Raw genomic sequence first — 14,944 nt, 5'->3', positions numbered from 1 at the left:
CACAGACTATTTTCCAAGCACTCACCGTATGCCGCCATCGGCTAGTCCAAATTATTCAGTTGGTCGTTGCAGAGCACACCTGATTACGGCCATAATGTTTGGCTCGATATAGCGCATCATCCGCGCGTTTCATCCAATCTCGGCTATCCTCTTTTTCCCGTAATTGCGCCACGCCCACCGATACAGTGACAGATAAACCTGGGATTAAACGGGTCTTTTCAAGCAAATGGCGAATTTGATCCGCTAAGTTTTGTGCCTCTTGCACATCACCTTCAACAATCACCACAAACTCTTCACCGCCTAAACGAAAGAGCTTTTCATTACGGCGCAGCAGTACCTGCATGAATTCGACAAAACGCTGCAAAAACTGATCACCCACGCCATGACCATGGTTATCATTAATTCGCTTAAAATGATCGATATCAAAGAGCACTATGGAGACAGGCATTGGACGGCGAGAAAATGAAGAAACAACACTTTCTATTTCATCATCCATCGCCCGGCGGTTCCCTGCACCGGTTAATGAATCGACGGTGGCTGCCACCGACAAACGCACTCGGTCATGATGTACACGACGAGCAAAAATAAACGCAAACATCGCCACCAGCACATAGGTGACTACAAAACGCAGCATTTCTGAAGGCTCTACAATATCGCGAATCAGCCAAGTTACCAAAGCAAGGCACATGAGGGAGATAGCTGTCGCTTCTTTGAGGCGCACGGTAAAATAGCATGCTAACGTGACAGGGTAAGCCCAAAAAAGCAGCTCGGTTCCCCTAACATACACAGATAGAACCATGCCCAGCGAGTAGGTCATGGTAAAAATTATCCCGGCTAAGCGATAACGCCCTGTTGCGAATACGTACGCTCCAATAACGACCATAAACACAACAATAAGCAGATCAACCATTCCCTGCTCTATGTTTCCACTCCAGAAACGCCAAACAGCAAATGGCAAAATCGCCAATACACCCATTAGCCCTTGGAATAAAATAAACTCTTCTACAGGCTCTAGGTTTTTATGCTCTCTTCCCAGCCGGGACATCAAACTAGTGAGCAAAATAAATCCCTTTATTCTTGGCTCTTCTGAGAGCTGTGTTGTTAAAGAAGTCACCTATTAGCAACCCCCGGTTAGCTAATAGGCTATTCACACCAATTAACCTCGCTTGGCTAACATTGCTTTAGCACGCGTAACGGCAGCACGCACTTGTTTAGGCGCAGTACCACCAACATGATCACGCGCCGCAACAGAACCTTCCAGTGTTAAAACATCAAAGACATCTTCACTAATGGTGTCAGAGAACTGCTGTAATTCGTTGAGGGTCATTTCGCCTAAATCTTTACCTGATTCAATGCCGTACGCAACTGATTTACCGACGACTTCGTGAGCATCACGGAACGGCATTCCTTTACGAACCAAGTAGTCTGCTAGATCGGTCGCCGTTGAAAAGCCGCGTAAGGCCGCTTCACGCATATATTCTTTACGTGACTCCAGCGCTGGAACCATATCTGCGAACGCACGCAGACAACCTTTTACGGTATCAATGGCATCAAACAGAGGTTCTTTATCTTCTTGATTATCCTTGTTATATGCCAAAGGCTGTGACTTCATCAAGGTTAACAAACTAAACAAGTGGCCATAAACACGCCCACTCTTGCCTCGAACCAGCTCAGGCACATCAGGATTTTTCTTTTGTGGCATGATCGATGAGCCCGTACAAAAGCGATCAGGCAAATTGATAAAGTTGAATTGCGCCGACGTCCATAATACGAGCTCTTCTGACATACGCGTCATGTGCATCATCATGATGCTGGATGCAGCACAAAACTCAATAGCAAAATCTCGATCCGATACCGCATCTAACGAATTCTCAGCGGGTGCATCAAAACCGAGTAACTCACAGGTTACATGGCGCTGAATCGGATACGTTGTGCCAGCTAATGCCGCGGCTCCGAGTGGCATTACGTTAACGCGTTTTCGTACATCTTCAAAACGCTGATAATCACGCGTTAGCATTTCAAACCAGGCCATTAAATGGTGGCCAAACGTAACAGGTTGAGCGGTTTGTAAGTGCGTAAAGCCCGGCATGATGGTGTCGGCTTCACCTTCGGCTAGCTCGGCTAAGCCCTGCTGTAAGCGAGTTATTTCAGCTAAAATCAGGTCGATTTCATCACGGACAAACAAACGGATATCTGTGGCGACTTGGTCATTACGAGAGCGGCCCGTGTGTAACTTCTTACCGGTAATACCGATCTTCTTTGTCAGTGCCGCTTCGATGTTCATGTGCACATCTTCTAATTCGATTGACCATTCAAAGTTGCCAGCTTCGATATCCGACTGAATTTCATTGAGGCCATTAACAATCAAATCACGCTCTTCAACAGTAAGAACACCTGCCATTTCCAACATAGTAGCGTGTGCAATAGAGCCGCGGATATCTTGTTTATACATGCGCTGATCAAATTGGACTGATGCAGTAAAACGAGCGACAAAAGCGTCGGTAGGTTCATTAAAACGACCACCCCATTGCTGGTTGGTTGTGTTGCTCATGACTAACCTCCTATAAAATCAGCGCTATGCTTCAACTAATTTGTAAACAAATCGCTATAAAACGAATAAAAAATTAGCCGGATTATATCAGTTTTCCATGCAGCGTGACCCTTTTTCCGAACAAGCACACGCAACCAAACCAATCTGTTACAATCCAAACACTGCTGGGCGTGCCGGTTTAGAATCGGCTTCTTACTTTCGTTATTGCCATTGCAGCCGGATTCGATTGTCAGGACATCATTATGCAAAATAATATCCAGAAAAAACGTGTACGCATCGCCACCCGAAAAAGCCTGTTAGCTCTATGGCAAGCAGAGTATGTAAAAGCCGAGCTAGAAAAACACCATCCTGGCATTGAAGTCGAATTGCTGGGGATGAGCACACGAGGCGATAAAATTCTGGATACCCCACTGGCTAAAGTGGGCGGTAAAGGGCTCTTTGTAAAAGAGCTAGAAGTCGCCATGCTAGAAAACCGCGCCGACATCGCCGTCCATTCTATGAAAGATGTACCAATGGAGTTCCCCGAAGGCTTGGGACTGTCAGTTATTTGCCCGCGCGAACGCCCAACCGATGCGTTTGTTTCCAATCGATTCAACACACTGGCCGAACTTCCTCAAGGCGCTATTGTGGGCACTTCATCGTTACGCCGCCAAGCACTTCTGCGTGAGCAGCGCCCCGATCTAGAAATTCATGACTTACGAGGCAACGTTCAAACACGCCTTAGCAAACTCGATGATGGGCAATACGACGCAATTATCCTTGCTACAGCGGGGCTAATCAGACTTGAACTACAAGACCGGATTCGCACCGAACTCTCTGCAGACATTTGCTTACCTGCCGGTGGACAAGGCGCCGTTGGTATTGAATGCCGTTTAGATGACCACGAGATGATCGAGCTACTAGCCCCGCTGCACGATGCTCGCACAGCGGCTTGCGTGACAGCTGAGCGCGCAATGAACCGCCGTCTTGAAGGGGGCTGCCAAGTACCTATTGCCTGCTTCGCCGTCCTTAACGAAGCTGAAGATGAAGTCTACCTACGAGGACTCGTCGCCAAGCCCGATGGTACGACTGTATTGCGTGACGAAGAGCGCGGAGCCCCAGAAAATGCCGAGCAAATGGGGATAGCTCTCGCCGAGCGCTTACTAGACGCCGGTGCCCAGGAAATACTCAGTGCCGTTTATGCATCAGGTAACGCTCAGGCATAACACGCACACTTTTTAAGGGCAATGGACAGTATGCCAAATGCATTAGCCAACTTAACGGGACAACGGGTATTAGTTACCCGGCCAGCTCACCAAGCTGCCCAACAAATACAACAACTGAGGGACTGCGGTGCAACTCCGATACCGCTTCCTCTGTTAGCCATTCATCCAATTGAAGCAACAGACCCTCGTTATCATCTGCTCAAAACCCAAATGATGAACATTGATGAATATCAGGTCATTATTTGTGTGAGCCCTAACGCCGCTAAACTTGCCATAGAATGGATAGATGAATACTGGCCACAGCTACCTGTCGGCATTGAATGGTTAGCTATTGGTGGAAAAACGGAGACCATGCTAAACGATGCGGGCATACCGGCTAAACGCCCAGCCGAAGGTTTTAACTCCGAAGCCATGTTAACCATGCCAACACTGACAGAGCTGAATGGCGCTAAGGTACTGATATTACGTGGTGATGGTGGAAGAGCTACGCTTGCCGAAGGGTTAAGCGAGCGCGGAGCTATCGTCACATATGCCAATTTATATGACCGTTGCTGCCCCACCTATGAAGATACGCTTATCCAAAGTACTATTTATCAATCTTCACTGACCTCTATCCTTATTACCAGTGGCGAGGCCCTTGATAACTTTGTTACAGTGGTGAAAGGTCGGCAACAACAATTCAGTATCAATTCACTACTCTCACTGTACCTTGTGGTCCCCAGTGAACGAATTGCTGAAAAAGCCCGTACAATAGGATTTACAACTATCATGGTAGCGCAAGGACCGGACGATGAGTCCATGATCAAGGCGCTTACCCTAGCTAATGACTCGGAAGCCAACGCATGAAAGAGACCGGGAAACATACGGACGATAAGCAGGATCAAGTAAAAAAAGACGATTCTGCCTCTAAGAAACCAACCGTAGAAGCGCAAACATCTAATGACACATCTGATCCAAAACCGGATGTGGCAAAAGCCGCCGATACTGAATCGACGGCAGCAAAGGAACCCCAGTCTGCAGATAACAAGCCTGAAGTGACTGAGCCAACCAAAGAAATACCGGCCGACAAACCCACACCGGTGGTTGCAGCGGTACCTCAAGCCGAAGAAAAAAAGCCAAGCACATGGCCTGGTAAGTTAGCGCTGGTTATCTCAATTATTGCATTAGGCGCAACGGGTTACATCTACTGGCACGATATGCAAAAACAGCAGCAAGAAAGTGCTGATATAGAAGCACTCAAGGCGCAAGTGTCTGAGGCTATCAACAGCACCAACGCTACCGTTGCTGACGCTAAATCGCTTGTTAGCACACAGGTTTCATCGGTTAACCAAAGTTTAACCATGCTGCAAAACCAAACAGCCAAAGAACAAGCCGGTATTGCTGAGTTACAAGAACGCCTGACGCAAAGCATTCAGCAAGTGCAAGCAAAACAAACCAATACCCGCAAAGATTGGCTATTGGCCGAATCAGAGTACTTGTTACGATTGGCAAACCAACGTGTCATGATGGAGCAAACTCCGGTTGGCGCCCTAGCACTTCTTAAGTCTGCCGATAAGATTTTAAAAGAGACCGATGACGTATCTATCTATGCCGTGCGCAAAGCGCTCGCTGAAGATATTGCCTCCCTCGAAGCCGTTCCAACATTTGATTTAGAAGGCAGCTACCTCAAGCTAGCGGCACTGAATAACCAAGTCAATAACTTACGCTTAATCCCGCTAACTGAAAAAAATCAATTGCCGTCTCTCATCGAAGAAATGACACCGGATACCGTTGATACCTCATTAATGGATAATGTTCGCGATTCATGGGCAAAAGCGGTGGATAAGTTTGAGAAGCTTGTTGTGATTCAGCACCATGATAAGAAAATCGAGCCACTGTTATCACCAGAGCAAAATTACTACCTGCAACAAAATCTGCACCTGATGCTGGAGCAAGCCCAACTGGCATTACTGCAACGTAAGCAAGTCGCTTTCGACCGTAGCCTCGACAAAGCAGAAGAGTGGCTTTCTACTTATTTTGAAGCCGACGATGCAACCACACAATCGTTACTGCGCGGAGTGAATGAGCTTAAGTCTCTTCAAATTTCACCGCAAATGCCTGATATTAGCGGCTCTCTTAACGCCTTAAAAAGCTACCTTCAAAAAATGACCGACCTTAAGGCAGAAGGAGCCGCTTAATGAAAAGACTACTGCTTCTTCTACTCGTCGTCCTAGCGGTTGGCGCTTGGGTTGGCGAAAAAATGGTTCAAGACCCTGGCTATGCCATGCTTGCTTACAATGGCACGACCATTGAGACAAGCTTATGGGTACTGATAGTCATATTAGTGCTTGGTTTTGCCATTTTACATTGGTTGATCAACTTTTTATTGCATTCGAAAATGCCTCATACCCGCATTAAAGAATGGCGTGAGCATCGTCGTCATTCATTAGCGCAACGTAAAACCATGAAAGGGTTGCTGGCGCTTTCCGAGGGCAAGTGGTGGCAAGCTCAACGCCTACTCAAACAGTCCGCCAATGATGCGCAACTCCCCCTCGTTAACTACTTGGCCGGCGCACGTGCGGCTCATGAGCAAAGGGAAGACAAAGCCGCCGATGAGCTGTTACAGCAGGCACGCAGCGCCGTTCCTCAAGCTGAAGTGGCCATTGGCGTGAGCCAAGCACAGATCCAGCTCGAACGAGGAGAATACGAAACCTGCTTAGCTAACCTCATTCGCTTACGACGTTTAGCACCTAAAAACACCTATGTTTTACGCCTGCTCAAATCGGTGTATGTCAGCCTCGAAGACTGGCAAGGGTTAACAAACTTATTGCCTGATTTACGTAAGCACAAAGTATTCAACCCGGCCGAATTAGATAAGTTAGAGCAAACCTGCTATGCACAACTGCTTGGCACTGCACTGGCTAATATCCCAGCAGAAGCCGATGTAGAAACACGCTTAAAAGCCTTAAACCGCGAGTGGGATAGCTTACCAAACCGAATGTCTCAAGATGAGCTAATCGTTCGCCAATATGTTGAGCTACTCATTGAAGCCCGCTCAGAAGAAAAAGCTGAAAGCTTCTTGCGCACTAAAATTAAGAAAGAGTGGGATGAGGGCCTTGTTCGACTTTACGGTCGTGTGCAAGCAGCCGACGCGCATAAGCAGTTAGAAGTCGCTAAAGGCTGGCTTAAAAAGCACCCAGACAGCGCCTCTTTGAAACTGACGTTGGGCCGCATCTCAATGCGTAACGAGCACTGGGGCAAAGCAGTAGATTATTTAGAAGAAAGCTTAGCGCTTGAAAAATCACCTGAGACCTACAGCGAACTCACACGCTTGCTGACTCACTTGGGCGATAACGAGCGCTCGCTTAGCATCATGCAGGATGGCATGGAGTTAATGAGCACTGACTTACCGCCGCTGCCATTACCTCAAAGTGATACAACTGCCGACACAGAATCATCGTCCGCGGCACCCGAAGCAGCACCTGCTGAATCAAAAGCATAACAAGAGCAAACCGCTCCCCAAAAGCCCTCTGTTGCTTAGTTGCACCGAGGGCTTTTAGCTTTTATGACCACTGCGACTTCGGTATTGGCTAGGCGTTAAGCCTGTTTGCTTGTGAAACATGCGCCGAAACGCACTGACATCTTCATAGCCAATCATCCAAGCAATCTGGTCTACTGTGGTGGTTGAGTTCTCAAGTAACTCTCGTGCTTTATGCACCCTAAACTGCTGTATGTATTCTGACGGTGTTAGTCCTGTCGCTTTTTGAAAACGTCGTAAAAACGTACGCTCAGTCAGGTTCGCCTCCTGAGCTAAGTTTTCAACTAATAAAGGCCCTGAAAAGCCCCGGTGAATCAAGTGCTGTGCAGTAAGGATCGCATTATCATGATGGTTCATAATGGGTAAAAAGCTGCGATAAAAACCTTGTTGCCTAGGTCCTATATCCACTAACAAAAAACGTCCAAGCGCCTGAACAACAGTCGATGGTACATACCGACTGATCAAATGAAGACCCAAGTCCATCCAAGACATCACGCCTCCGGCTGTAATGACATCCGGGTCACTAATGAGCAACGCATTTATATCCAGTTCAATCGTGGGGTAATGCTGGCGAAATAACCTCTCTAGCTGCCAATGAGTTGTCGCCTTACGACCCTGCAGCATACCTGCCTGAGCCAACAGAAACGCGCCAGCGCACGCCGAACTAATAGTCGCGCCTTGTTGGTGCCACGTACTTAATTGGCGACATAAGTCGCCTTGCTTATCTAAGTAAGCTTGCCCTTCAAGCACAGGCGGTACTATCACTAACAAAGGAGAACAGCTGTCATCCAGACTGACTAAACATTCTTTTTCGACTTTCCAGCGGCTTATTTTGAACGCGACATTAGTATCAGGCTGCATCTCGCTTAATATTCGATTGGCTGATTGGAAAAGATCAATCAATCCATAAACGGCCGACTGTGCGGTACCTGGAATAATAATGATCGCAACCGAAATAATGTTATTCATGTCTGTTATTGCTCGATTTATGTCTTTTCCGCCACCTAATTAGCTTAACAGGGACTGCTACGATGTTCGAACCTATCAATCAGGAGACTATCATGAGTAAAACAGCCCTTCTTATAATCGATATGCAAAACGACTATTTCCCTGCGGGTAAATACCCTCTTAGCGGGATAGAGGCCGCCGCTAATAATGTCCACAAGGTATTAGTCCATTTTCGTGAAAACCAACAACCAATCATCCATGTACGACACGAATTTACGTCACCCGAAGCGCCTTTTTTTATCGCTGGGAGTGAAGGGTCTCGTATTTATCATTCTCTTCAACCAAAAGAAGGCGAATTTGACATATTAAAGCACGAGGTTAACAGCTTTAAAGAAACTGACCTTCAAGCGTTACTGGATCAAGAACAGATCACAGATTTAGTCATAGTGGGAGCAATGAGCCACATGTGCATTGATGCCGTTGCTCGCGCTGCTGCTGACCTTGGTTATAACAACACAGTCCTGCACGATGCCTGTGCAACTTTAGATTTGGAATTTAACGGTACCCACGTACCAGCAAAGCAAGTACATGCAGCACAAATGGCAGCACTAGCTTTCGCTTATGCAGAGGTGATAGATACGGAAACGTTCACGGCTAACGCCTAAAAGCGTTGCAGACAATGAGGCTTTTTACACGTAAACCATAAAAGCCTCATTTTGATGGCCCGTTCAGCTACGTGCTTAGTTGAGCCTTAATCAACAAAGCAGCGCTTTTTAGCACTGCTTTTGTTACACCTGCCTACTTCAGCGTTTTTAAATAGCTAATCAAATAATCTTGCTTGGCTTTGTCGGTGATGGATACATGGCGCATGCGAGTGCCGGGTACGAGTGCTTCGTTATCGGCGATCCATTGGCGCAGGTTTTCTTCTGTCCAAGTTAACCCTGCTGCCGACATGGCGTCTGAGTATGCAAAGCGTGGTACAGAGCCTGATTGACGACCCACTACACCAACAAGGCTAGGGCCAAAGGTGTTTTTACTAGGATCTGCTGAGTGGCAAGCGGTGCAGTTTTGTTGAAAAACCTGCTCTCCGGCAGCGGCCATCGCGGCATTTGTATCCGCTATCGCAAAGCTTGATAGCAACAGTGCAGCGCTGCCGATGAAAGCTTGAGTAGTTTTCTTCATCATGAGTGTTTACTCCCTTAACCAATAATAATTTCCCTTAGTATATTTAGGGTTATTGGGCGGCGCGCTGTACGAAAGTACTGATTTTACGCATGCCCGCCAGCTAACTGCGGGGATACTGAGCTAGATCAAATAAGCCGGCTCGTGAGCCTTCAGTGTAGGAAGCCTTGCTATTTTTGTTGCGCAACGAGCGCATATTCAACAGTCTATTACTTGGATGTGTTTTTCAGTTGTCATCAAGGGCTAATATCATGCACTATTATGGGGCACCTATATGCTAGAGCCTAGTGAGTATTCGATGCTTTAAAAAGTAAGCGGCCTGTGAAACAAGGAATGGAGCACAAGGAGAAAGGCTAATGCGTCAAAAAACCTTAAATTTGCGTCAAAGTCGGATACTTTTGCGGAAAGATCCAAAACCATCGTCTACAGTTTGTAATACGTGAGATGAGTTTCTACTATTTGATCTTCAAGACCTTTGTGGCGTTACGTCAATGTTTGTGAAGCATCATGACATTACATCGTTACGAACGACTCTCTTTTTAAAGGGCGGGGACATTTATGCTTAACACCCAACTCCCCCGCCTATTTTTTCTTACTTTCCTCACGTGCGTTAACCGTCAAACTGACACAATTTTTCGTCAGTATTTTTGTTATACCGTTGATCCGATGAGACGGATCTAACCTCATTCATTACGGAGTATCACCCTATGGACACCGATTCAGCCGATAATAATAAGCAACGAACACTCTTTAAGATGAAAGATTTGTTCGGTAAGCGGCTACCGGATTCACAAGCTTCAGCCGTTGCACATTTTGCAGACCTACTTTTTACATACGCGCCCGAAGATGAAGTCGCTCAGCGCCCTATTGAAGGTTTATATGGCTCTACGCTAGCCTGCTGGAGCTTTATCGAACAGTTTGATGGCGTAAACGCTAAGGTCCAAGTATTTAACCCAGACTTAGAGCAACATGGCTGGCATTCAAACCACACGGTTATTCAGTTGATGATGAAAGACTGCCCATTCATTGTTGATTCGGTGCGAATGTCTCTGAATCGTCTCGGTGTTGGGATACGCGTGGTGCAAAACGTCGTACTGTATACCGAGCGTGATGATGGCACCTTGGTAAATACATCCGGACAGGAAGGTAAAGGAGAGGCCGAATCCCTCATTTATCTTGAGGTCGACCGCCATACGGAAGCCGACTTACTTAAGCGTATGCGTGAAGAGTTGATCATCACATTACGCGCTGTTGATGTGTCTGTGCGCGACTTTCATGCCATGAAAGAGCGTATTTCACTGGCGGCTAAGGAATTAGGAACGGCGGGGTATGAAAAAGAGCAGACTTTTGTTGATTGGCTACTAGATGACCACTTCACCTTCTTAGCCAGTGATGAAGTGAGCTACAAGGGTGGTAAAGCAACGCCAGATAAAGATTCGGCTTTGGGCCAGCTCAGTGTTCGTGGATTACTCAACTTAGATGAACACGAGGTCAGTAATGAGCCACTAACTTACAGCCGCCACGGCGAACGTTCGCGAGTGCACCGCCCTGCCTATCTGGATATGATTATTCTTGGACGCTATGACAAAAAGGGTAATTGCATTGGTGCAACCCGTATTCTTGGTTTGTACACGTCCCCTGTTTACTTTGAGCGTCCTTCTCGCATCCCTCTAATCCATGAAAAAGTGCAGCGTATATTGACCCGCTCTGGCTTTAACAAGCACGGCCACAGTGGTAAAACGTTCCACCAAGTATTGGTTGATATGCCACGTGATGAGCTATTTTTAGCCACCGAGGATGAACTTTACCAAGCGGCCTTACGCATTTTCCATCTTCAAGAGCGCCGTAAAGCATGCATGCTCGTACGGGCGGATAAGAACGGACAATTTTACTCTTGCTTGTACTTTGTACCCCGTGACTTGTTTAGTACGGCGCTGCGCTTAAGCATCCAAACGCTGTTAACTAAAATGTTTAATGCCACTGATATTGAGTTTATTAACTCATTGGGCGAATCGGTATTAGCACGCACCTATTTTGTATTACGAGTACCACCTGGGCAGCCAACTCCAGATTTAGAGCAACTTGAAAGCGAAGTACAGGCACTCTCACGCTCTTGGAATGAAGACCTACACAGCGCCATGGTTGATGCGTTTGGTGAAGAGCTGGGCACCACACGTAGTAATTTATACCGTGAGGCTTTCCCAGCAGCTTATCGAGAGCATTTTACGACGCTGCATGCGGTGCATGACATTGAGAAAATGGAAGCGTTAAAAGGCTCTCCGCTAACCATGAGCTTTTATCGCTTGCTGGAGGAATCTCAAACCGTATTACGGTTTAAGCTCTTCACCACGGCTGTGCCATTAATTCTTTCGGATGTAATCCCTGTTCTTGAGAACTTGGGCTTACGCGTCGTGGGCGAACATCCCTTTGTTGTACATTGCTCTAACAATGTAAAATATTGGATACATGACTTTAGCCTCACGCTTAAAGGTGGGAATGGTGTCGTTGAGCTAGAAGAGGTGAAAGAGATCTTCCAGCAAGCCTTTGCCGCCATCTGGCAACAAAAAGCGGATAACGATGAATTTAACCGTTTAGTACTTAACGCCGGTCTCAACTGGCGAGAAGTGGTCATGCTTCGTGCTTATGCACGCTACAACCAACAAATTCGTTTTGGTTTTAGTCAGCAATACATTGCCGAAACACTGTCACGTCATGCCCATGTAACTCGCTTGTTGGTTGCATTATTCCGTGCTCGTTTTGATCCTCAGCGCCAATCCAGCGAAAAAGTAAAAGCTCTGATTGGCCGTATTGAAAACAGTATTTTGGATGCGCTTGATAAAGTCGATAACCTAAATGACGACAAAATTTTACGTCGTTATCTTGAGTTAATTAAAGCAACCTTACGCACCAACTACTTCCAACATCTTGATGATGGCGAGCCTAAGCCTTACTTGTCGTTGAAGATGAACCCGCACGAGATTGCCGAAATTCCTAAGCCGCGGCCTATGTTTGAAGTGTTCGTCTATTCGACTCGGGTCGAGGGTGTACACCTACGGGGCGGCAAAGTAGCACGAGGCGGCTTACGCTGGTCCGATCGTTTAGAAGATTATCGCACCGAAGTACTTGGCTTAGTGAAAGCCCAGCAAGTGAAAAATGCAGTCATTGTACCTGTTGGCGCTAAAGGTGGTTTTGTCGCTAAGCAACTCCCAACCGATGGCGGCCGTGACGAATGGTTAGCCGAAGGGGTCGAAAGCTACCGCTGGTTTATTCGCGGTTTGTTAGACCTTGCTGATAACTTAGTCAATGGTGACGTGATTCCGCCTAAAAATGTTGTTCGTCACGATGCCGATGATCCTTATTTAGTAGTGGCGGCTGACAAAGGTACTGCAACGTTCTCGGATTACGCCAACGCACTCGCTGAAGAATACGGATTTTGGCTGGGTGATGCATTTGCCTCAGGTGGTAGCCAAGGCTATGACCATAAAGGCATGGGGATTACGGCAAAAGGTGCTTGGGAGTCAGTGAAACTGCACTTCCGTGAAAAAGGCATCAATACACAAACGGATCCTTTCACCGTGATTGGTGTGGGTGATATGGCGGGCGATGTGTTTGGTAACGGTATGTTGTTATCTGACAAAATCCGCTTAGTGGCGGCCTTTAACCACATGCACATTTTTATCGACCCTACGCCTGATGAGGCCTCCAGCTTTGTTGAACGTCAGCGTATGTTTGCGCTGCCGCGTTCAAGCTGGTCCGATTACAATACGGATCTTATTTCTAAGGGTGGCGGTATATTCTCGCGTGCTGCTAAATCGATTGCTATCTCCCCTGAGATGAAAAAAGCGTTCGATATCAAAGAAGATAAGCTCTCCCCTAATGACTTAATCTCCGCTTTACTAAAAGCACCGATCGATTTGCTGTGGAACGGCGGCATTGGCACCTATGTTAAAGCCAGCAGTGAGAGCCATGCTGATGTGGGTGACAAAGCTAACGATGCTCTGCGTATTAATGGTAACGAGTTGCGCTGTAAAGTCGTAGGCGAAGGCGGTAACTTGGGCTTAAGCCAGTTAGGTCGTATCGAATACTGCGCTAATGGTGGTGCTTGTAATACCGACTTTATCGATAACGCGGGCGGTGTGGATTGTTCCGACCACGAGGTTAATATCAAAATCCTGCTGAACAAGGTTGTTGCCGATGGTGATTTGACCATGAAGCAGCGTAACAGCTTTTTACGTGATATGACCGATACCGTGGGCGAGCTAGTGCTCAAGTCGAATGATCGCCAAGCGCGTGCATTGAGTTTGGCCCAAGGCCATTCCACTAAATCTCTGGACGAATACATCCGTTTGATGAACCGTCTTGAATCTGAAGGCCGCTTGGATCGTGCGCTTGAGTTCTTACCCGAAAACCATGTATTGGCTGAGCGCCAACAGGCAGGCCAGAGCCTGACGCGTCCGGAGCTTTCGGTGCTTATCTCGTACACTAAAGCAGAGCTGAAAGAAGAGCTAAGTGCCTCCTGGTTAACGGAAGATGCGTTTGTTAAGCAAGAGCTGTTAGAAGCTTTCCCGAGCCAACTGAACGAGCGCTTCCCAGAAGCAGTTGCTGACCATCAGCTACGTAATGAGATCATTGCCACCCAGTTAGCGAATGCCATGGTTAACCACATGGGGATCACGTTTACTAACCGAATGACCGAAACCACCGGTTTGAGTGCTGATCAGGTAACCGCGGCTTATATCATTGCCCGCGAAGTGTTTGGCCTTAAAGACCTATGGAAAGCGGTTGAGCAGTTAGACAATAAGGTGGATGCGGCGGTACAGCAACGTATGTTGGTGGATCTGTTGCGCCTAATGCGCCGTGCCAGCTACTGGTTCCTCCGTAATGTCTGCAACCGAGGTAGCATCGATGTTAAAGCCGTAATCGACCGTTTCGCACCTGCGGTGACGACGATTCGCGATTCGTTTGACTCTTTGCTAACGGGTGATCTAAAAGATGCATGGTTAGAGCTACAACAATCGCTCGTCGATGCCGGTGTGCCAACCGACCTCGCACCACAAATAGCATGCGCCGAGCGTTTGTATTCAGCGTTGGCTGTGAGCGAAGTGGCTGCTGATGCGGATCAGCCTTTGCTGCCGACCGCTGAAGTCTATTTCGCCTTGGGTGAACGCTTACAGCTGGACTGGGTGAGTGAACAAATCCGCCAATATGAGCCAGCAAACCACTGGCAACTATTAGCACGCGAAGGCTTTAGCGAAGATCTAAACCTGCAACAACGACGCCTAACAGCTTCTGTGTTGAGCTCCGAATCAGAACAAACCGGTGCGGCGTTGGCGGCTGAATGGTTAGATTCGCATGAAAAAGGCACCAGCCGTTGGGAGCAAGTGCTGAGCGATCTGCAAAACAGCTCGCAGCTGGATAGCGCAACCTTCACTGTTGTGATCAGAGAGTTAACCGAGCTGTCTAATAAGCTTTAACGCTGAATGAGACCTCAGAAAGCCCCGGTTCGCATAGCGAACGCGGGGCTTTTTTATGGCGCGAAGT

General features: G+C 47.4%; 10 protein-coding genes. 6 read left to right on the top strand and 4 right to left on the bottom strand.

Annotated features, from left to right (window positions below; translation table 11 throughout):
- Nucleotides 1–55 precede the first annotated feature (55 nt).
- Together OW491_RS10220 and argH are read right to left on the bottom strand one after the other, a co-directional pair.
- A complete protein-coding gene (locus OW491_RS10220; protein WP_290035860.1) occupies nt 56–1,114 on the bottom strand; it encodes a diguanylate cyclase in 1,059 nt (352 codons plus the stop codon).
- 42 nt (nt 1,115–1,156) lie between these two features.
- Nucleotides 1,157–2,551 (bottom strand): argininosuccinate lyase, encoded by a 1,395-nt coding sequence (gene argH / locus OW491_RS10215; RefSeq protein WP_290035859.1) that lies wholly within the window; start codon nt 2,549–2,551, stop codon nt 1,157–1,159.
- A 242-nt stretch (nt 2,552–2,793) separates the two neighbouring features.
- Between argH and hemC the strand changes: the two genes are divergently transcribed.
- From hemC to OW491_RS10195, 4 genes are read left to right on the top strand one after another with little or no spacing between them, the layout of a single operon-like run.
- The gene (hemC, locus tag OW491_RS10210) at nt 2,794–3,756 is read left to right on the top strand and encodes a hydroxymethylbilane synthase (protein ID WP_075174020.1); all 963 of its coding nucleotides are present in this window, start codon (nt 2,794–2,796) and stop codon (nt 3,754–3,756) included.
- Between the two features lie 30 nt (nt 3,757–3,786).
- On the top strand, nt 3,787–4,602 hold the full coding sequence (locus OW491_RS10205) for a uroporphyrinogen-III synthase (RefSeq protein WP_290035858.1): 816 nt from the start codon (nt 3,787–3,789) through the stop codon (nt 4,600–4,602).
- Entirely contained in the window at nt 4,599–5,933 is a 1,335-nt protein-coding gene (locus OW491_RS10200; RefSeq protein WP_075174018.1) for a uroporphyrinogen-III C-methyltransferase, read from the top strand. Before OW491_RS10205 ends, OW491_RS10200 begins: the two co-directional genes overlap by 4 nt.
- Nucleotides 5,933–7,237: a heme biosynthesis HemY N-terminal domain-containing protein gene (locus tag OW491_RS10195; protein WP_290035856.1), complete on the top strand. Its 1,305-nt coding sequence runs from the start codon at nt 5,933–5,935 to the stop codon at nt 7,235–7,237. The genes OW491_RS10200 and OW491_RS10195 overlap by 1 nt, the downstream gene beginning before the upstream one ends.
- A gap of 54 nt (nt 7,238–7,291) precedes the next feature.
- Here the strand turns inward: OW491_RS10195 and OW491_RS10190 are convergent, their stop codons facing one another.
- Nucleotides 7,292–8,242 (bottom strand): helix-turn-helix domain-containing protein, encoded by a 951-nt coding sequence (locus OW491_RS10190; RefSeq protein ID WP_215151556.1) that lies wholly within the window; start codon nt 8,240–8,242, stop codon nt 7,292–7,294.
- 92 nt (nt 8,243–8,334) lie between these two features.
- Here OW491_RS10190 and OW491_RS10185 point away from each other — a divergent pair, with 92 nt between their 5' ends.
- Entirely contained in the window at nt 8,335–8,886 is a 552-nt protein-coding gene (locus OW491_RS10185; RefSeq protein WP_215151555.1) for a cysteine hydrolase family protein, read from the top strand.
- A gap of 133 nt (nt 8,887–9,019) precedes the next feature.
- On the opposite strand, the gene OW491_RS10180 is transcribed toward OW491_RS10185, so the two are convergent.
- Entirely contained in the window at nt 9,020–9,406 is a 387-nt protein-coding gene (locus tag OW491_RS10180; RefSeq protein WP_290035855.1) for a c-type cytochrome, read from the bottom strand.
- A 704-nt stretch (nt 9,407–10,110) separates the two neighbouring features.
- Between OW491_RS10180 and OW491_RS10175 the strand changes: the two genes are divergently transcribed.
- Complete coding sequence (locus tag OW491_RS10175) at nt 10,111–14,877, top strand: NAD-glutamate dehydrogenase (protein WP_290035853.1); 4,767 nt, start codon at nt 10,111–10,113, stop codon at nt 14,875–14,877.
- Nucleotides 14,878–14,944: the final 67 nt, after the last annotated feature.

It is taken from the genome of Neptunomonas sp. CHC150, assembly GCF_030397555.1.
Taxonomy (GTDB): domain Bacteria; phylum Pseudomonadota; class Gammaproteobacteria; order Pseudomonadales; family Balneatricaceae; genus Neptunomonas; species Neptunomonas phycophila.
The sequence above is the reverse complement of the archived record's forward strand: the minus strand, read 5'-3'. Positions and strand labels throughout refer to the sequence as shown.